The sequence below is a fragment of the Streptomyces sp. CB01580 genome, assembly GCF_001905795.1.
Taxonomy (GTDB): Bacteria; Actinomycetota; Actinomycetes; order Streptomycetales; family Streptomycetaceae; genus Streptomyces.
The window spans coordinates 156244-175217 of the sequence record NZ_LIXJ01000002.1 but is presented as its reverse complement, the minus strand read 5'-3'; the positions used below and the strand labels follow the sequence as shown (position 1 = coordinate 175217).

The following is an 18974-nucleotide window of genomic DNA, read 5'->3' as shown; positions in this document are numbered from 1 at the left end:
ACGTTGCATATGATGCAACCGCGGCTTCCGCCGTGACGACGCTTCGATCGAGGAGGCACCCTTGGCCGCCGACCGCCCCGTGGCCGGACTCGCCGACGAGCTGATCGACCACCGCTTCAAGGCGCTCCCGCCCGACGCGGAGGGCCTGACCGTCGGCGCCCTCGCCGCCGAACGGCGCGATCTCTTCACGGGCGGCTTCACCACCCCGGTGCTCGCCCTGTCCGCCGAGTCGGTCGCACACAACCTCGCGCTGCTGGAGTCGTACGCGGAGCGCCACGGGCTGGCCTTCGCCCCGCACGGCAAGACGTCCATGTCCCCGCAGCTCTTCGCCCGCCAGCTGGAGCACGGCGCCTGGGGCATCACGGCCGCCGTGCCGCACCAGGCGCGGGTCTACCGGGCGTACGGGATCCGGCGGATCTTCCTCGCCAACGAACTCGTCGACGCCGCGGCCCTGCGCTGGCTCGCCGGTGAGCTGGACCGCGACCCGGAGTTCCGCTTCGTCTGCTACGTCGACTCGGTGCGCGGCGTGGAGCTGATGGACGAGGCGTTGCGGGCGGCGGGCGCGTCCCGCCCCGTGGACGTCGTCGTGGAGCTGGGTGCGGGCGAGGGCGCACGCACCGGCGTACGCACCGAGGCGGAGTGCGCGGCGGTCGCCGACGCGGTGGCCGCGACCGGGACCCTGCGGTTGGTGGGCGTGGCCGGGTACGAGGGCGAGGTGCCGGACGCGTCGGACGAGCGGGTCCGCGAGTGGCTGCGGCGGCTCGTCGCGCTGGCCGTCGCCTTCGACCGGGAAGGCAGGTTCGGCCGGAAGGACCGGGGAGGCCGGCTCGCGGCATCAAAAACGGCACCGGAAGAAGCCGGAGCGGCCGGGGAAGCAGCCGAACCGGCCGCGGCAGAGGCCGGAGCGGCCACGCGACGCGCGGCGGACGCCATCGACGACGGCATCGTGATCAGTGCGGGCGGCAGTGCGTGGTTCGACGCGGTGGCGGACGTGTTCGCACAGATCCCCGAACTCTCCCGCCCCGTACTGAAGCTGCTGCGCTCGGGGGCGTACGTCTCGCACGACGACGGCCACTACCGCCACCTCACCCCGTTCAACCGCGTCCCCGAGGAGGGGGCTCTGCGGCCCGCCTTCCGGCTCTGGGCCCAGGTCGTCTCCCGTCCCTCCCCCGGGCAGGCGTTCCTCAACGCGGGCAAGCGGGACGCGGCGTACGACCTCGATCTGCCGCAGGCCCGGGTCGTACGCTCCGGGCGCGACGGCACGGTCCGGCCCGCGACGGGCATCACGGTCGGCGGGCTCTCCGACCAGCACACCTGGCTGAGCACCGAGCCCGGCGCCGAGCTGGAGGTCGGCGACTGGGTCGGCATGGGTCTGTCGCATCCGTGCACCAGCTTCGACAAGTGGCAGCTGATCCCGCTGGTCGAGGCGGACGGCACCGTCACCGACTACATCCGCACCTTCTTCTGATCCCCGATCGCTCCCGATCCCCCATCGGCCCCGATCCCCGATCAGTCGCTCGATCCACAGACAGGCGATCCCATGGACCTGGTCATCCGCGACGCGTACGTCATCGACGGCACCGGCTCTCCCGCCCGGCGCGCCGACGTGGCGGTCGACGGCGGCCGGATCGCCGCGATCCACCCCGAGGACGCGCCCGGCCCCCGCCCCTCGGGCCGCCGCGTGCTCGACGCCGACGGGCTCGCGCTCTCCCCCGGCTTCATCGACATGCACGCGCACAGCGACCTGGCCCTGCTGCGCGACCCCGACCACAGCGCCAAGGCCGCACAGGGCGTCACGCTCGAAGTCCTCGGCCAGGACGGCCTGTCGTACGCCCCGGCCGACGACCGGACGCTCGCCGAGGTGCGCCGCGCCATCGCCGGCTGGAACGGGGGCGGGCCCGAGGACTCCGGTGTCGACTTCGACTGGCGCACGGTCGGCGAGTACCTGGACCGTCTGGACCACGGATTCGACGGCCGGGGCATCGCGGTCAACGCCGCCTATCTCGTCCCGCAGGGCACGGTCAGGATGCACGTGATGGGCTGGGTGGACCGCCCGCCCACCGAAGCCGAGCTGAACCGCATGAGGGAACTCGTCGCCCAGGGCATGGCGGAGGGCGCGGTCGGCATGTCCTCCGGCCTCACCTACACGCCCGGCATGTACGCGGACGACGCCGAACTCACCGAACTGTGCAGGGTGGTGGCCCGGTACGGCGGCTACTACTGCCCCCACCACCGCTCGTACGGGGCGGGCGCGCCGGCGGCGTACGAGGAAATGGTGCGGCTGACCCGGAACGCGGGCTGCGCGCTCCATCTCGCCCACGCCACCATGAACTTCGGGGTGAACGAGGGACGGGCCCCGGAGCTGCTGGCCCTGCTCGACGCGGCGCTGGACGCGGGCGCCGACATCTCCCTCGACAGCTACCCGTACACCCCCGGCAGCACCACCCTCGTCGCGATGCTGCCGAGCTGGGCGGGCGAGGGCGGCCCCGACGCGGTGCTGGCCCGCCTCGCCGACGGCGTCACCGCGGAACGGATACGGCACGACATGGAGGTGGTGGGCTCGGACGGCTGCCACGGCGTGCCGATCGAGTGGGACACGATCGAGATCTCGGGAGTCACCGCGCCGGGCCTCGCCGAGTACGTCGGCCGTACGGTGGCCGAGTCGGCCCGGCTGCGCGGCGAGGCCCCCTGGGCGACCGCCCGCCGGCTGCTCGTCGAGGACCGGCTCGGCTCCACGATCCTCCAGCACGTGGGCCACGAGGAGAACGTCCGGCGGATCATGCGGCACCGGGTGCACACCGGCGGTAGCGACGGCATCCTCCAGGGTGACAAGCCGCACCCCCGCGCCTATGGCACCTTCCCGAGGTATCTCGGCCGGTACGTACGGGAGTTGGGCATCCTGTCGCTGGAGGAGTGCGTCGCCCACCTCACCTCCCGCCCCGCACGCCGGCTGCGCCTGGCCGACCGCGGGTACGTCCGCGAGGGCCACCGCGCCGATCTGGTCCTGTTCGATCCGGCGACGGTGGCGGCGGGTTCGACGTTCGAGAAGCCGCGCACGCTTCCGACCGGCATCCCGCACGTGCTGATCGACGGTCGCTTCGTCATCGAGGACGGCCGCCGGACCCAGGTACTGGCGGGCCGCGCCGTACGCGGCGAGGGCCGGACCGTCCAGGGGTGAGGGGCGGACAGTACGGGGTGAGGGACGGGGCGAGGACCGGAAGCCCTCGCATAAGGACCACAGCGCCCCCGGGCCCCGGCGGAGCCCATGAGGTCCATGAGCCCCATGAGGGCCATGCGGGCTACGAGGCCTCCGTCACCTCCTCCGCCGCCTTCGTCGCCTCTGCCACCTCCGCCGCCCGTTCCCTGGCCCAGGCCAGGTCCTCCTCGGTCGGCGCGTCGTCCTGGGTCAGGTTCGCCCGCCAGTAGCCGCTGAACTCCACGGCGTTCCGGGGCAGTCCGCGTTCCCCGACCAGGTGACGGCGCAGCGCCCGTACCGCCCCGGCCTCACCGGCCAGCCAGGCGGCCCCCGGCCCGGGGGGCAGTTCGGCCGCCCGTACCGCGTCCACCAATGCCCCGCCCCGGTCCCGGTCCACCCAGTGGACGGACACCTCGCCCGGCGAGTGCAGCATCCGGTGCTCCGCCGCGTCGGCGACCTCGGCGTACACGACCGCGCGCGACCCGGCCGGCAGGGACTCCAGGAGCGTCCCGATCGCCGGGAGCGCCGTCTCGTCACCGGCCAGCAGCAACCAGTCGGCCGCGGGCAGCGGCCGGGCGTACGCCGCCGACGGGCCGACCATGCCGAGCACCTCCCCCGGGCGCGCGCCCCGGCCCCAGCGGGCGGCGGGGCCGTCGTCACCGTGCAGCACGAAGTCGACCGTCATCACACCGCTCGCGCGGTCGTACCCGCGCACGGTGAAGCTTCGCATGAGCGGACGTTCGGGCTCGGGGATCGCGAGGTACGCCTCGTACCACCGCATGCCGTGCGCGTCGTCGGCGTCGGGCACCGGGAGCCGGGGCACGTCCTGCCCCTCCCGGGGGAAGCACAGTTTCATCTGCTGATCGGGACGGTCCTCCAGGATCTCCGCGAGACTCCGCACGTCCGCGCCCTCGCCCACGTCCGCGGCGAAGGAGACACGCGCGACCCGCGGAGTGATCCGCTCCACGCCCACGACCCGCACGTACGACACAGGCAACGCGTTACCCATCCCGACACCGACCTCTCCTGATACTTTACGCCATAAGGAATTGAAATCGCCTCGGCGAAATTACTTTATGGCGTAAGGAGTTGCAAGTGGTGGTCTATGCCGGACAGGGCGACGCCCGGCGTTCGATGTCCCTGCTGTGGCGCGCGGAGCGGCCGGAGCAGCCGCGTCGCACCCCCGGTCCGGGCCCCCGGCCGGGACTGAGCGTGGACGCGATCGTGACCGCCGCGATTTCCGTCGCCGACGAGGAGGGCATGGCCGCGCTCTCGATGCGCGCGGTGGGCGAGCGGCTGGACCGCACGGCGATGGCGCTGTACACGTACGTCCCCAGCAAGGGCGAGCTGCTGGACCTCATGTACGACGCGGTCCACGCCGAACTGCCCCGCGACTACGCGGCCTTCACCGAGGCTCACGCACCGGAGGGCGGCAGGCACCCGGGCGCCGAAGGGGAGCGGCCGGGCGGCGACGACTGGCGGGCCGGGCTGACCGCATGGGCGCGGGACACGCTCGAATTCCTTCTGCGCCACCCCTGGGTGCTCCAGGTCTCCCAGGCCCGTCCAGTCCTCGGCCCGCACGAGTACGCCGCACTGGACACCCTCGTACGCCTGCTGACCCGAACCGGGCTCGAAGCGCGGCTGGTGCGACGACTGGTGGGCACGCTGACCCACTTCGTGCGGGGCTGCGCCGGAACGGTCGCCGAGGCGCGGGAGGCGGCGGTGGCGACGGGCGAGCCGGACGAGGAGTGGTGGTTCGCCCGCTCGGCGCTGCTGGGCGAGGTGGCTCCGGACTTCGCGGACCGCTATCCGAGCCTGAGCGCGATGGAACGCGCCGGCGCGCCGCGACCGCCGTCCGTCACGGACAGGGGCGAGGACGAGGGCGACGGCGGAGGCGGGCACAGCGAGGAGGCGGGCGACGGCTCGGCCGAGGGCGACGAGGAGACGATGCCGTTCCTGGAACGCGAGGCACGGAAGACGTTCACTGTCGGCCTCGACGTACTGCTCGACGGGATCGAGGCGGCGATCAGGCGCACGGGCAGGCCCTGAGCCCGCAGGCCCCGAGCCCGCGAGCCCCGGACCCCGACGCACGGCGTCGCCGTGGCCGCCCGGTCGGCACGGGCGGCCACGGCGACGGAGGGCTCAGCGGCTCACGGCTTGGGCAGGGCGCATCCCGCCCGGTTGAGGTCGAACTTGTTGCCCGGGCCGATGCACGGCACGAGGCCGTAGGTCTGCTGGGCGTAGTTGATTCCCTTGCGCACCGTCACATTGCCGCTCTCGTCCACCTCGCACGGGTTGTTGTCCGTGCAGCTCTGGCCGTTCTCGTTGCCGGTGTTGTTGACCGCGACGACCTTGCCGGTGGCGTTGTCGATCACCGGGGAGCCGGACGTGCCGCCGATGGTCTGGCAGGCGGAGGTGTAGCGGACCGAGTCCTTCCAGGTCCACTGGCCTTCCTTGAGCCGGTAGACGAATCCGTCCACGTTGCAGGAGTACGTGCGCTTCCAGTAGCCGGAGACCACCGTGATCGCGGTGCCCTGGACGGGGTGCGCGGTGTTGAGCTCCAGCGCCTTGATGCCGTAGTTGCTCTCGATCTGCGCGTAGGTGCTGGTGAGTTGGTACACCGAGATGTCGGTGTCCGTCATCGTCCCGTACGCGATCTTGCTGGCCCGCAGCGTGGCGACGCCGCTGCCGGAGGCGTTCAGCAGGGTGAAGCTACGGCTGGACGACCGGTTGAACACCACCTGACCGGGGCCCGGGAAGCCCGTCTCCATGCAGTGCCCGTTGGAGAGCACCAGCGCGGGGTCGGAGGGCTGGGAGTCGGGCGTACGGACGACGGAGCCGGAACAGTTGCTGAGCGCCACGGTCCCGGCGAAGTTGACCGCCCGGGGCGTGACCTTCGCCTTGACCGTGTCGGCCGCGGCCGTGCCGACCGCCGCCTTGCCGGCCGTCGCCGCTTCCTGGCCGGTGGCCGCGACGGCGGGTGCGGTTCCCGCCCCGAGAAGCAGAACGGCGAAGAGCGCACCGACGAGAGGCTTTTTCATGTGGGGGGTCCCCTCCAGCGACATGCGCGGGGCCTCGACGACCCCGGCTACCGAAGTTCCTTCGATTTGACATGCGCATGCTTGCGTACGGAGGGGATCCCCAACAAGGGGCGATTTCCGGCCAATGCTCGGGCCCGGTCCACGACGGGCCGACCCGGAGCCGCCATGTGCCCCGACCGGACCCGGCGCCGACCGCCTCAGAGCCTGTCGGGTGACCTTCGGCCGGAAAGCGGACGCGACGTGGTGCGTGCGATTCCAAGGCGCCGGGATGTCCCGGGATGTCCTGGTAGCGGCGCTACCGGGACATCCCGGCAACGCCGGAAGCGTGCGTGCCAGGGCGTGGCCGCCCGGCCAGAGGTCACCCGACAGGCTCTCAGCCGGTCACGTGCTCCACCGGGATCCAGAGCTCGGCGTCGGCCCGGCCGCCGTCCTCCGACAGCCGGGTGCTCAGGATCTCGGGCCCCGGCCGGCTCCGGTACGAATGGGACGGGAACCACTGGGTGAAGACGTCCCGCCACAGGTACTGGAGCGCCTGCGGGAAGGGTCCCGAACTCCCGAAGACGGCCCAGGTGCCCGCCGGGACCTCCAGCGCGTCCAGGTCCCCGGGCACGGCCGAGCCCGTCACCACGCCGTGGTAGTAGTCGAGTTCGGTCCCCTCCGCCCTGCTCGCCGCGAGATCGTCGCTCACCCCGACGATTCCGCGCGGCTCCTGATCGGACAGTTCGCCGATGCGTCGTACGGTGTCCTCGCCGATGCCCCGGACGAAAGCGACGATGGCCGGATTCGCCCCCTCGTGCACCAGCGGAACCCGCACCTTCCTGCCGACCACGCGCCCGGTGCCGGCCCAGACTCCGGTCCCGGCCCCGAGGGCGCCCGCCCCCTGCCCGGACCGGAGCTCTCGGGAACGCGCCGCCCACGCGAGCGTCCGGGACACGCACGTGTCCCATCTCACCCGTCCGTGTGCGTCACGTCCCCGTTCCGGCCCATTCCAAGCCCCGCCCCGTCCCCGACCGGCGATCCCACGGTCCGGGGACGGGGGACGCATGGCTATGGAAGACACGGTGACGGCGACCCGATGCGCCGGGCGGGGCAACCGGCGACGAAAGCCCGGCGCCCCCGGAGGCCCGGCCGTAAGCTCCGGGACATGCAGGTCATCCAGTCCACGAAGCTCGCCAACGTCTGTTACGAAATCCGGGGCCCCGTGCTGGAGGAGGCGATGCGGCTGGAGGCGGCCGGTCATCGCATCCTCAAGCTCAACACCGGCAACCCTGCCGCGTTCGGGTTCGAGTGCCCGCCCGAGATCCTCGAGGACATACTGCGCAACCTCTCCGGGGCGCACGGCTACGGCGACGCGAAAGGGCTGCTGTCCGCGCGGCGGGCGGTGGTGCAGCACTACCAGACCAAGGGCATCGAGCTCGATGTCGAGGACGTCTATCTGGGCAACGGCGTCTCCGAGCTGATCCAGATGTCGATGCAGGCGCTGCTCGACGACGGCGACGAGGTGCTGGTACCCGCTCCGGACTACCCGCTGTGGACGGCGTCGGTCTCGCTGGCGGGCGGCACGGCGGTGCACTACCGCTGCGACGAGCAGTCCGACTGGATGCCGGACCTCGCCGACATCGAGCGGAGGATCACCGACCGCACCAAGGCGCTCGTGATCATCAACCCGAACAATCCGACGGGCGCGGTCTACGACGACGCGATGCTGCGCGGGCTCACGGAGATCGCCCGGCGGCACAACCTGGTCGTCTGCTCGGACGAGATCTACGACCGGATCCTGTACGACGGCGCCACCCACACCCCCACCGCGACGATCGCCCCCGACCTGCTGGTGCTCACCTTCAACGGGCTCTCCAAGAACTACCGGGTGGCCGGATACCGGTCGGGCTGGCTGGCGGTCTGCGGCCCGAAGGCGCACGCCGCCTCGTACATCGAGGGTCTGACGATCCTCGCCAACATGCGGCTCTGCGCCAACATGCCGTCCCAGCACGCCGTGGCCACCGCCCTCGGCGGACGGCAGTCGATCGACGAGCTGGTGCTGCCGGGCGGTCGGATGCGGGAGCAGCGGGACGTCGCGTACGACCTGCTGACCCGGATCCCGGGCGTGACGTGTGTGAAGCCGAAGGGGGCGCTGTATCTCTTCCCGCGCCTCGATCCCAAGGTCTACAAGATCAAGGACGACCGGCAGATGGTGCTCGACCTGCTGCGGGCCGAGAAGATCATGGTCGTGCACGGCACCGGGTTCAACTGGCCGGAGCCCGACCACTTCCGCGTCGTGACCCTGCCCTCGGCCGAGGACCTGACGGACGCGGTGACCAGGATCGCGCACTTCCTGGACGGATACGGCCAGCCTTGACAGGTCGATGCCCGCCCCGCCGAACGGACCCGGCCGCGACGTCCGGCCCCGCCGCGGCCGGACACCACCCGCACCTCGACCGCAGACAACTTTAGACTAAATCTAATGTAGGATGGCCCTACTGCGACACCAGGAGGCCATCCATGTACGAGCCGATCCGCACCAAATCGGTCCACACACCGGCCGACCACGTCGGCGACTTCCCGCACCGCTCCCGCGAGGAGGAGCTGGACATCCAGCTCGCCGGACACCTGGCCGCGCTGCTCGCGGTCACCGACGAACTGGGGCTGGACGCGGCGGGCGACCGTATCGCCGAGCAGGTCGCCCGGCTGCGCGGTACGCCGCCGGCCCGGCACGTCGGCCGGAGCGAAGCACCCGCGCCCACCCTCCACCGCCGCGCACACGCCCTCGCGGGCCGGGCGCTGGTGGTGGCCGCGTCCCGCGCCGACACCGTCGTCGCGATCCTCGCGGCCGAGCGCATGGACGCCCACACGGCGGCGACAGCCCCGCCCACCGCGTCCGGCACCCCGTCACGACTGGTCGGCGCCCTCTGACGGCCCCGGTCCACGGGCCGCCGAGGCGCGTGGACCGGGCGCCATTCAACTATCGGAGAAATACCCCTTTCGCCGCCTTTTTCGAACGCCCCGGTGAACGGCCGCGGACGGACGGATGTCGCGCGCGCCATCGTTGGGATCCGCTGTCCGCAGCAGGCAACCCTCCCCGCACAACGACGGTCTGGACGGTGTCACGCCCGTCCGGAGCGTGAGAGCAACTGCGGAGAGGTCGACATGAGTGACGTAACGGTCACCGTGATCATCCCGGTCTACAACGCCGCCGATTTCCTGGACGAATGCCTGGAGTCGATCGCGCGGCAGAGCCTGGGGTTCGAGCGCGTCGAGGTCGTTGCCGTGAACGACGGTTCCACCGACGCCGGCGGTGCGGTACTGGACGGGTGGGCCGAGCGGCACCCCAACGTCAGAGTCGTGCACCAGAGCAATTCCGGGGCCCCCGGCGGTCCTCGCAACCGGGGTATGGACATGGCGAGGGGCGAGTTCCTGTTCTTCGCCGACCCGGACGATTACCTGGGCCCGGACGCGCTGCGGCGGATGGTGGAGATCGCCGAGCGCAACGACTCGGACGTGGTGCTGGGCCGGATCCGGGGCGTGGGCCGGGGCGCCCCGACCGAGCCCTTCGCCGCGACCGTCGACCGGGGCGACGTGTGGTCGACCAGGGCGATGTTCAGCCTGACCCCGCAGAAACTCTTCAGGCGCTCGCTCGTGGTGGAACACGGTCTGCGCTTCGCCGAAGGGGTGCGGCTGGCGGAGGAACAGCCGTTCATCGTCCCCGCCTATCTGCGGGCGCGGGCGATCTCGGTGGTCGCCGACTACGACTGCTACTACCTCGTCGATCGCGAGGGGTTCGCCCATCTGACGAAGCAGCAGCCACCGGCCGAGTCGTTCTACTCGGCGGTGCGCGCGGCCCTGGGCTCGATCGTGGAACTGACCGAGCCCGGCGAGCGGCGCAACGAGCTGCTCGTGCGGTTCGCCAAGGTGGAGCTGATGGCGAAGTTCGGTCCGAACTACCATCGTTGGCCCTCCGCCGAGCACCAGGAGTCGTACGCCCGCATCGCGGGCGAGGTGCTGCGCGAGTTCATTCCGCAGGAGGTCATGACCGGATTCTCACCGCTCGTCCAGCTGCGCGCCCGGCTGCTGCGCGAGGGCGGGCGGATCGATGAACTGCTCTCCCTGTCCCGCCACGACAGCCTCGCCTGGGCCGAACTCGAACCCGGCCCCGACGCCCTGGAGTGGCTCGACGGCGGACGGCGGGCGGCCCTGCTGGTGCGCAGCTCGCACTATCGCGGCACCGGTTCGCGTCGGGTCCGGCACAGCGTCGCGCTGCGCCACGCCGACGGCTACGAGGTGCTGATTCCCGTGGGGAGGGCCACGCCCACCGACGACCCGCTGACCGCCCGTGTCGTCCTGGACCCGCTCGGCCTCCACCGGTACGCCCACCGCCCCGGCCGGTGGGACATCCTGCTTCGCGTGACGGCGGACGACGGCCGGGGCAGCCACGACGTGCCGGTGCTGCTCCCGGCACCCGACGGGGGCGGGAAGCGGCACCCCCTCCCGGACCGGGCACGCGCCAAGCGGCTGTACGCGCACGGGGTCCGGCCGATGGCGGCGCGGCTGGCACAGCGGCCGGACGGGCGTGTGGTGCTGGTCGCCGTGGACTGGCGCGCGGTCGCGCGGAAGGTCCGCAAGCGGCTGCGTCGCCGCTGATCCGTGTGCGGGCCACGTCCCTCCGCCTCCCGCGCACGGCACCCGATCACAGCGGACCCTGTGCACGGCGGACCCGGTGCACGGCGGACCCGGCCGGGCCATGGGCGAATCACTGCCCGACCCCAACTCCACTGCCACCAGGGCCAGTTGCACACCCGCACCGTCACCGAAGCCGTCGAGGCGGTGTGCAGGTCGTCACCCACGTAGCCGATCTCGTACGTCACCTGCCCGGCGGCCCGGGGCAGGTCGTCGACCTCGAGGCGTCGGGCGCGACGGGGGCGGACGTGAGCCTGCCGGCGCCCTTCTTGTCGGTGCGCTGGACGGTGACGGCGACACCGGTGGGGAGCAAGCATGCGGCGCTGCCCGGACGTTCTGCGCGAAAAAGGGCGCCCGAAGCCCGGACCGCACACCTGCGTACGCGCGCCACCCGCACTGCTCCGCCCTGGGCTCGGGACCGTACACCCGTCACCCCCGTACGCCGTTGTACGAGGGTGACGGGCGGGCCTCGGGGCGGCCCCCGGAACCGTGAGGGGGTTCCGGGGGCCGGACCGCGGCGGGCCGTCGACCCCACAGGTCAGGGCGGATGTCCAATGGCCCGGCCACGGGGCGTGCGGGGGCGCGCCCGCGCACGGGGCGCGCCCCGTGGGGTCAGCCCAGGCGCTGGACCAGGGCGCGGTACTCGTCCCACAGCTCCTTGGGAGCGTGGTCGCCGAAGGTGTTGAGGTGCTCGGGGACCAGGCCCGCCTCCTCGCGCCAGACGTCCTTGTCGACCGTGAGCAGGAAGTCCAGGTCGGCGTCGGAGAGGTCCAGGCCCTCGGTGTCCAGGGCGCCCTTGGTGGGCAGGATGCCGATCGGCGTCTCGACGCCCTCGGCCTTGCCCTCCAGGCGCTCGACGATCCACTTCAGGACGCGGCTGTTCTCGCCGAAGCCGGGCCACACGAACTTGCCCGCGTCGTTCTTGCGGAACCAGTTCACGTAGTAGATCCTCGGGAGCTTCGACTGGTCCGGCTTGTCCGCGCCGACCTTCAGCCAGTGGGCCATGTAGTCGCCCATGTTGTAGCCGCAGAACGGCAGCATGGCGAACGGGTCGCGGCGCAGCTCGCCGACCTTGCCCTCGGCGGCGGCGGTCTTCTCGGAGGCCACGTTGGCGCCGAGGAAGACGCCGTGCTGCCAGGTGAAGGACTCGGTGACCAGCGGGACGGCCGAGGCGCGGCGGCCGCCGAAGAGGATCGCGGAGATCGGCACGCCCTTGGGGTCCTCCCACTCGGGCGCGATGATCGGGCACTGACCGGCCGGGACGGTGAAGCGGGCGTTGGGGTGGGCGGCCGGGGTGTCGGACGCGGGCGTCCAGTCGTTGCCACGCCAGTCGGTGAGGTGGGCCGGAGCGGTCTCCGTCATGCCCTCCCACCAGACGTCGCCGTCGTCGGTGAGCGCGACGTTGGTGAAGACGGAGTTGCCCCACATGGTCTTCATGGCGTTGGCGTTGGTGTGCTCGCCGGTGCCGGGCGCGACGCCGAAGAAGCCGGCCTCGGGGTTGATGGCGTAGAGGCGGCCGTCCTCGCCGAAGCGCATCCAGGCGATGTCGTCGCCGATGGTCTCGACGGTCCAGCCGGGGACGGTCGGCTCCAGCATGGCGAGGTTGGTCTTGCCGCAGGCGGACGGGAACGCCGCGGCGATGTACTTCGCCTCGCCCTGCGGCGGGGTGAGCTTGAGGATCAGCATGTGCTCGGCGAGCCAGCCCTCGTCACGCGCCATGACCGAGGCGATGCGCAGCGCGTAGCACTTCTTGCCGAGCAGGGCGTTGCCGCCGTAGCCGGAGCCGTACGACCAGATCTCGCGGTCCTCGGGGAAGTGCGAGATGTACTTGGTGGTGCTGCACGGCCAGGGGACGTCCTCCTGGCCCTCCTCCAGGGGCGCGCCCACGCTGTGGACGGCCTTGACGAAGAAGCCGTCGGTGCCCAGCTCGTCGAGGACGGCCTGGCCCATGCGCGTCATGGTGCGCATGGAGACGGCGACGTACGCGGAGTCGGTGATCTCGACACCGATCGCGGAGAGCGGTGACCCGACGGGGCCCATGCAGAAGGGCACGACGTACATCGTGCGCCCGCGCATGGAGCCGTGGAAGATCCCCTTCTCACCGGTGAAGACGGCCCGCATCTCGGCGGGGTCCTTCCAGTGGTTCGTCGGACCGGCGTCCTCCTCCTTCTCGGAGCAGATGAACGTACGGTCCTCGACTCGGGCGACGTCGCTGGGGTCGGAGGCTGCGTAGTACGAGTTCGGACGCTTGGTCTCGTCCAGTTTCTTGAACGTCCCCTTGGCCACGAGCTCCCCGCACAGGCGCTCGTACTCGGCCTCGGAACCGTCGCACCAGACCACCCGGTCCGGCTCGGTGAGGGCAGCGATCTCGTTCACCCAGGAGACGAGGGCCTGATGGTTGGTGGGGGCAGTGAGGGGAGCCGCGATGTCGCGCGCCACGATCGCTCCTTGTCGAGGGTATTTGCTGTTCGGCCCCGTGGGGGCTGCGACCCGGACGCTTCGTCCCCTTCGAATTCGTTGGCGCTCATCCGGTGCCGACCGCACTCATTTGATCATCCGACCCTTGCGCCCATATGTCCAGAGGGCCGCACACGTGAGCATGGCCACTTCCGTCCGTTACCTACGGTCCCGTAGGTACGATGCGGGGATGACTGCCGCCACAGCCGCGCCCGAGCCGGCCGGACCGGACACAGCCGCACCCGACGCCGTTTCGACTGTCCCGACCGCACCGACCGTCCCGCTGAAGCCACGGCTGCGTGGCTGGCTGCACGCCGGGATGTTCCCCGCCGTGATCGTCGCGGGGATCGCGCTGATCGCGCTGACCGACAGCGCCCGGGGCCGCATCGCCTGTGCCGTGTACACCCTGACCGCGTGCCTGCTGTTCGGGGTGAGCGCGCTCTACCACCGCGGCACCTGGGGCCCGCGCGGCGAGGCGGTGCTGCGCCGCCTCGACCACGCCAACATCTTCCTGATCATCGCCGGCACCTACACCCCCCTGACCCTGCTCCTGCTGCCCGAGTCGACCGGACGGCCGCTGCTGTGGGCGGTGTGGGTGGCGGCGGCCGCGGGCATCGCCTTCCGGGTGTTCTGGGTGGGCGCCCCGCGCTGGCTCTACACGCCCTGCTACATAGCCATGGGCTGGGCCGCGGTGTTCTTCCTGCCGGACTTCCTGCGCACCGGGGGCATCGCGGTGCTGGTGCTGGTCGTCGTCGGCGGGCTGCTCTACAGCGCCGGCGGCGTCATCTACGGCATCAAACGGCCGAACCCGTCACCGCGCTGGTTCGGCTTCCACGAGGTGTTCCACTCGCTGACGCTGGCGGCGTTCATCGTGCACTACGTCGGCATCTCGCTGGTGGCCTACAACCACTCCTGAGCCGCCCTGCCTCACCCCGCTGCGCACGCACACCTGCCCGCGCCGCCCACGTCGGCCCGCTCCCCCGCTTCCCGCCCCTTGTGGCCCCGCCGGCCCGTCCGGCCCGCTCCCCGGCCTTCCGTTTCCCGCCGTCACCCGCCGTCCTCGCCCAGTGGCCGTGGCTCCCGAGCCACGGCCGCGCCTCGTTCGGGGCCGTGTTCATGGCTGTCCATGGCCCCGGACCCATGGATGGCCGACAATGACGACCATGACCGTCACCTCCCGTACCCCTTCCGTTTCCGGGGCGCCGTCCGCCGTGCCCGGGATTCCGTCGCAGCCGGGGCTGCGCGAGCGGAAGAAGCTCAAGACCCGGACGGCGATCCGCCGGGCGGCGTACCGGCTGATCGCCGAGCAGGGGTACGAGACGACGACGATCGAGCAGATCGCGGAGGCGGCCGAGGTGTCGCCGAGCACGGTGTGCCGCTACTTCGCGACCAAGGAGGACATCGTCCTCACCGACGCCTACGACCCGGTCCTGGAGGCCGCGCTGCGCGACCGACCGGCCGGTGAACCGCCGCTGGAGTCGCTGCGGATCGTCATGAGCGAGATGCTGCCGGCGTTCCTCGTGAGCGACGAGGAGGAGGTGCGCCGGCGCACCCGACTGGTGGTGGAGGTCCCCGCCGTCCGGGCACGGATGACGGAGACCATGTCGGACACGGCGAGGATGCTGGCCCGGGTGCTGGCCGAGCGCAGCGGGCGCGGCGCCGACGACCTGGTGGTCCGGGTGTTCGTCGCGGCGGCGCTGGGCGTGCTGCGCGAGGTGACCCTGTACTGGGGCGAGCACGGCCAGAAGGACGATCTGCCGGCCCTCGTCCGGCAGGCGCTGGACGCGCTCGAAGACGGCCTGACGCTGTAATCGGTCCCCCGATGCCGCGTCCCGACGCCGTGGTGCTCCTCCCGGCCCCGGCCGGGAGCGCGTCCGGGGCTCCGGGCCGGTGTCCGGCCGGTGGCGTGCCTTCGCCCGCCTCTCAGGACGAGCGGCGGCCCGCCTCGGACGGGCCCGACGAGCCGGATCCCAGGCGCCGGGCCAGCTCCTCCGGATCCGTCGTCGGGGCGTCGCACACGAAGTGCCGGCACACGTACGCCGTCGCTGCGCCGCCCACCATCGGCCGGTCCGCCAGCAGCGGGAACTCCGCTCCGCCCGTCTCCCCGGCCGCCACCACCGCGCCGGGCGCCCGTCCCAGCAGCGCCGTACGGTGCAGTTCGCCCCCGACCGGACCGGCGACCGCCACCTCGCGCGGCCCGTCGAGCAGCGCCTCGGCGACGGCGAGCCCCCAGCCGATGAACCGGGGCACCCGGGGGCCGAGCGTCCTCACCACGCCCAATGCCCCTTCAGCGGCGGCGCGATGGGCCTGCGAACCGGTGTGTGCGGCGTACGAGAGGAGCGCGCCGGCCGCCGCCGTCCAGCCCGCCGGGGCCGCGTTGTCGGTGGGGTCCTGCGGGCGGCGGATCAGCTGCTCGGCGTCGTCCGCCGTGTCGTACAACTGCCCGCCCTCGCCGGTGAAGTGGCGGAGCACGATGTCGAGCAGGAAACCGGCGAACTCCAGCCAGACTCCCTCGCCGGTGACCGCGGCCAGGGCGAGGAAGCCCTCCGCCACGTCTCCGTAGTCCTCCAGGACCCCGGCGTGCCCACCGGCCCGGCCGTCCTTGGACGTACGGACCAGCCGGGCGGTGTCCCCCATGTGGACCCGGACCAGCAGATCCGCCGCCTCGGTGGCCCGTTCGACCAGGTCGGGCCGGTCGAAGCAGGCCCCCGTCTCGGCGAGCGCGGCGATCGCCAGGCCGTTCCAGGCGGCGACCACCTTGTCGTCCCGCCCTGGGCAGGGGCGCTCCTCACGGGCGGCCAGCAGCCGGGCCCGTACGTCGGCGACCCGCTCCCCGTCCGCGTCGGGCTCCGCACCGGCCGACCGGAGGACGGAGGAGCCCTCCTCGAAGGTGCCCTCCTCCGTCACGTCGAAGTACGCGGCGGCGAAGGCCGCGTCCTGCTCCCCGAGGACATCGCGCAGCTGCTCGGGAGTCCACACGTAGTACGCGCCCTCGACATGGCGGCCGGACCCGACCGCGTTCCCGGCCTTCCCGGCGCCGTCGGTGTCCTCGATGCTGTCGGCGTCGAGCGCGGAAGCGAAACCGCCCTCGGCGGTGCGCAGTTCGCGCACCATGAAGTCGGCGGTCTCCAGGGCGATCCGGCGGGCCTCCTCCGAGCCCGTCGCCCGCCACAGATGCGTGTACACCCGGCAGAGCAGCGCGTTGTCGTAGAGCATCTTCTCGAAGTGCGGTACCAGGGGTCCGCCGGGGCGCTGACGCAGTACGTACCGGTGGAAGCCGCCCCCGAGCTGGTCGAACAGGCTCGACCCGGCCATCGCCCGGCACAGCCCCTCGGCCATGTCGAGGGCTCCCCGGGACTCGGTCCGGGCGTGGTGGCGGAGCAGGAACTCCACGACCATGCCCGCCGGGAACTTCGTGTCCCCGCCGAACCACCCGGTCTCCGGGTCGTACGTACGGGTGAGTTCGAGCAGCGCGCGGGCGAGCTCCGCCTCGCCGGGCGGTCCGGCCTGGGCGAGGTCCAGCTGTCGCCCGGCCAGGTCCCGCGCGATCCTCCCCGCCACCTCGGTCACCTCGTGGGGCCGCTCGGCCCAGGCCGCCCGCACCCCCTCCAGCACCTGCTTGAACGACGGCATGCCGTGCCGCGGCTCGGGCGGGAAATACGTGCCGAAGTAGAACGGCCGGCCCTCGGAGGTCATGAACACCGACATCGGCCAGCCGCCCTGCCCGGTCGCCGCCTGGAGCGCCTCCATGTAGACGGCGTCGACATCGGGGCGCTCCTCTCGGTCCACCTTCACGGACACGAAGTGCGCGTTCATGAAGGCGGCCGTCTCCTCGTCCTCGAAGCTCTCGTGGGCGAGGACATGGCACCAGTGGCAGGAGCTGTACCCGACGCTCAGGAACACGGGCACGCCGCGCCGACGCGCCTCCTCGAACGCGGCGGGCTCCCACGGCCACCAGTCGACGGGATTGTCCGCGTGCTGGAGCAGGTACGGGGACGTGGCGTGCGCGAGTCGGTTGGCCATGGCCCCATCCTGTCGCACCCGGGGGAACGACGCGCCCGCGCCATGGGACGCGGCGCACGTCTCGGGCCCCCACGGCCCGGACGGGCCCGCCCTCCACCGTGCCCCCTCCCGGCCGGCCCACCACGCTCCGTCCCGGCCGCCCCGGCTCAGCCGGCCCAGCGCCCGGAAAGGAAGGTGACGGCGACGACGGTCATCAGGGGGGCGGCGACGGCGAGATAGGCGGTCTTGACGAGGGGCCTGCGCAGGCTCCACACGGCGAGCCCGACCCACAGGGGCCACCACAGGAGGGTCGCCCGGGGGATGGACGTGTACCAGTAGGAGGTGCCCAGGGCCCACAGGCTCAGCCCGATGTACGCGGCCTCCGGCCAGCGCCTGCGCCACAGCAGCAGGCCGCACAGGGCGACGCCGACCAGCATGGTGAGCAGCTCGGCCTGGCTCATCAGGGCGTACCCGGTGGCCTGGGAGTGGCCGAAGGCGGCGTGCCAGGTGTTCGCCCACGCTTCCCAGGGCGCGTGGAAGTCGCGGTACCAGCCGCGCTCCTCGGCGTGCTTCCAGGCCATCCAGTCGCCGGTGTGCGCGTGCAGGTACCAGCTGTACAGGAGCGGGGCGAGGGCGGGCAGGAACAGCCAGGGGAGGCGGCGCCAGTGGGCGGCGGTGCGGGCGGTGACCAGGAAGTGGACGGCGAGGGCCGCGGCGAGGAAGAGGCCGCTGACCCGGACGGTGGTGGCCAGGGCCGTCAGCACGGCCGCGAGCGGCCAGTTGAGGCGCTGGGCGGCCAGCCAGGCGGGCAGGGCCAGGGCGAGGAAGAGCGCCTCGGTGTAACCGGCGGCCAGGAAGACCGCGCACGGGGAGAGCAGGAAGAACAGGGCCGCCCGGGGCCCGACCTCGTCCTGCGGCAGGTACAGCCGGGCGATCCGGGCGAGGGCCACCACGGCGACGCCCCCGGCGACGAAGGAGATCAGGGCACCGGCCGCGGGCCAGCTCGGGACGACCACGTGGACGGCCCGCAGCAGGAAGGGGAAGCCGGGGAAGAAGGCCTCCCTGTTGTCCCACTCGGACATCCAGGGCCCCTGCCCGTCCGGGAAGTAGCCCTCCTGGGCTATGTGCAGGTAGTGCCACCAGTCCCACCGCTGCCACGACGAGAAGAACTCACCGGCGTGCCGGCTCCGGCCGTCGTCGGCGAACAGCCAGCGGGTGCAGTACGCGACGGTCCAGATGCCCACCCGGGTCAGCAGGTACAGCCACAGCACCTCGCGGTCGGCGGGCGCGAGCCACCGCAGCGGGCGCGGCGACCGGCCGAGGTCGCCCTTGTCCGGTGCCGGGGCGGTGACGGACGGGTTCGGGACGGTCCCGGTCCGGGCCGGCCGGTGCTCGTGCTGCCTGCTGGGGGGAGGGAGGGTCACTTCGGGTTCTCCGGGGTCGGGGTGGGGCGAGCCGGACGGGCCGGACGGTTCGGGTGCTTCGGACGGGCCGGGCGGGCCGGACGGGCGCCGCCCGCGGACGGACCGGAGGCGGACGGGAACAGGAGGCGAACAGCGGAAGGAAGCGGGCAGGCGGACGGGAACGGCGGACGCGGGGTGCGCGCG

13 protein-coding genes and 1 pseudogene are annotated in these 18974 nt (G+C 72.4%); 8 read left to right on the top strand and 6 right to left on the bottom strand.

Annotation, left to right across the window (positions count from 1 at the left end):
* Positions 1-61: 61 nt before the first annotated feature.
* Both AMK22_RS40505 and AMK22_RS03295 read left to right on the top strand, forming a co-directional pair.
* On the top strand, positions 62-1468 hold the full coding sequence (locus tag AMK22_RS40505) for an alanine racemase (protein WP_073781693.1): 1407 nt from the start codon (positions 62-64) through the stop codon (positions 1466-1468).
* A gap of 72 nt (positions 1469-1540) precedes the next feature.
* Positions 1541-3178, top strand: coding sequence for an N-acyl-D-amino-acid deacylase family protein (locus AMK22_RS03295; RefSeq protein WP_073781692.1), 1638 nt, complete (start codon positions 1541-1543; stop codon positions 3176-3178).
* Positions 3179-3299: 121 nt separating this feature from the next.
* Here the strand turns inward: AMK22_RS03295 and AMK22_RS03290 are convergent, their stop codons facing one another.
* A complete protein-coding gene (locus AMK22_RS03290; protein ID WP_073781691.1) occupies positions 3300-4205 on the bottom strand; it encodes a siderophore-interacting protein in 906 nt (301 codons plus the stop codon).
* Positions 4206-4291: 86 nt separating this feature from the next.
* Here AMK22_RS03290 and AMK22_RS03285 point away from each other — a divergent pair, with 86 nt between their 5' ends.
* The gene (locus tag AMK22_RS03285) at positions 4292-5245 is read left to right on the top strand and encodes a TetR/AcrR family transcriptional regulator (protein ID WP_073781690.1); all 954 of its coding nucleotides are present in this window, start codon (positions 4292-4294) and stop codon (positions 5243-5245) included.
* Positions 5246-5346: 101 nt separating this feature from the next.
* Here AMK22_RS03285 and AMK22_RS03280 read toward each other — a convergent pair whose 3' ends face one another.
* Positions 5347-6237: a S1 family peptidase gene (locus AMK22_RS03280; RefSeq protein ID WP_073781972.1), complete on the bottom strand. Its 891-nt coding sequence runs from the start codon at positions 6235-6237 to the stop codon at positions 5347-5349.
* 373 nt (positions 6238-6610) lie between these two features.
* Positions 6611-7069: pseudogene (locus tag AMK22_RS40500) on the bottom strand (GyrI-like domain-containing protein); the annotation flags it as partial.
* 312 nt (positions 7070-7381) lie between these two features.
* On the opposite strand from AMK22_RS40500, the gene AMK22_RS03270 reads away from it, so the two are divergent.
* From AMK22_RS03270 to AMK22_RS03260, 3 genes are all read left to right on the top strand, one after another.
* Positions 7382-8593: a pyridoxal phosphate-dependent aminotransferase gene (locus AMK22_RS03270; RefSeq protein ID WP_073781689.1), complete on the top strand. Its 1212-nt coding sequence runs from the start codon at positions 7382-7384 to the stop codon at positions 8591-8593.
* Between the two features lie 143 nt (positions 8594-8736).
* Positions 8737-9147, top strand: coding sequence for an SCO4983 family protein (locus AMK22_RS03265; protein ID WP_073781688.1), 411 nt, complete (start codon positions 8737-8739; stop codon positions 9145-9147).
* Positions 9148-9381: 234 nt separating this feature from the next.
* Complete coding sequence (locus tag AMK22_RS03260; protein ID WP_073781687.1) at positions 9382-10872, top strand: glycosyltransferase; 1491 nt, start codon at positions 9382-9384, stop codon at positions 10870-10872.
* A 648-nt stretch (positions 10873-11520) separates the two neighbouring features.
* Here AMK22_RS03260 and AMK22_RS03255 read toward each other — a convergent pair.
* Positions 11521-13347, bottom strand: a complete 1827-nt coding sequence (locus AMK22_RS03255; RefSeq protein WP_073781686.1) for a phosphoenolpyruvate carboxykinase (GTP) — start codon at positions 13345-13347, stop codon at positions 11521-11523.
* A 208-nt stretch (positions 13348-13555) separates the two neighbouring features.
* Between AMK22_RS03255 and trhA the strand changes: the two genes are divergently transcribed.
* Both trhA and AMK22_RS03245 read left to right on the top strand, forming a co-directional pair.
* On the top strand, positions 13556-14281 hold the full coding sequence (gene trhA, locus AMK22_RS03250) for a PAQR family membrane homeostasis protein TrhA (protein WP_073781685.1): 726 nt from the start codon (positions 13556-13558) through the stop codon (positions 14279-14281).
* Positions 14282-14528: 247 nt separating this feature from the next.
* Positions 14529-15176: a TetR/AcrR family transcriptional regulator gene (locus tag AMK22_RS03245; RefSeq protein ID WP_073781971.1), complete on the top strand. Its 648-nt coding sequence runs from the start codon at positions 14529-14531 to the stop codon at positions 15174-15176.
* A 112-nt stretch (positions 15177-15288) separates the two neighbouring features.
* Here the strand turns inward: AMK22_RS03245 and AMK22_RS03240 are convergent, their stop codons facing one another.
* Both AMK22_RS03240 and AMK22_RS03235 read right to left on the bottom strand, forming a co-directional pair.
* A complete protein-coding gene (locus AMK22_RS03240; protein WP_073781684.1) occupies positions 15289-17388 on the bottom strand; it encodes a thioredoxin domain-containing protein in 2100 nt (699 codons plus the stop codon).
* Between the two features lie 146 nt (positions 17389-17534).
* Complete coding sequence (locus AMK22_RS03235) at positions 17535-18791, bottom strand: mannosyltransferase family protein (RefSeq protein WP_242433814.1); 1257 nt, start codon at positions 18789-18791, stop codon at positions 17535-17537.
* Positions 18792-18974: the final 183 nt, after the last annotated feature.

Excerpts from the sequence above, each read along its gene's own strand:
- AMK22_RS03265 (WP_073781688.1), top strand. The coding sequence starts at position 8,737 with ATGTACGAGCCGATCCGCACCAAATCGGTCCACACACCGGCCGACCAC.
- AMK22_RS03290 (WP_073781691.1), bottom strand. The coding sequence starts at position 4,205 with ATGGGTAACGCGTTGCCTGTGTCGTACGTGCGGGTCGTGGGCGTGGAG.
- AMK22_RS03245 (WP_073781971.1), top strand. The coding sequence starts at position 14,529 with ATGACCGTCACCTCCCGTACCCCTTCCGTTTCCGGGGCGCCGTCCGCC.
- AMK22_RS03295 (WP_073781692.1), top strand. The coding sequence starts at position 1,541 with ATGGACCTGGTCATCCGCGACGCGTACGTCATCGACGGCACCGGCTCT.
- AMK22_RS03260 (WP_073781687.1), top strand. The coding sequence starts at position 9,382 with ATGAGTGACGTAACGGTCACCGTGATCATCCCGGTCTACAACGCCGCC.
- AMK22_RS03240 (WP_073781684.1), bottom strand. The coding sequence starts at position 17,388 with ATGGCCAACCGACTCGCGCACGCCACGTCCCCGTACCTGCTCCAGCAC.
- AMK22_RS03270 (WP_073781689.1), top strand. The coding sequence starts at position 7,382 with ATGCAGGTCATCCAGTCCACGAAGCTCGCCAACGTCTGTTACGAAATC.
- trhA (WP_073781685.1), top strand. The coding sequence starts at position 13,556 with ATGACTGCCGCCACAGCCGCGCCCGAGCCGGCCGGACCGGACACAGCC.
- AMK22_RS03280 (WP_073781972.1), bottom strand. The coding sequence starts at position 6,237 with ATGAAAAAGCCTCTCGTCGGTGCGCTCTTCGCCGTTCTGCTTCTCGGG.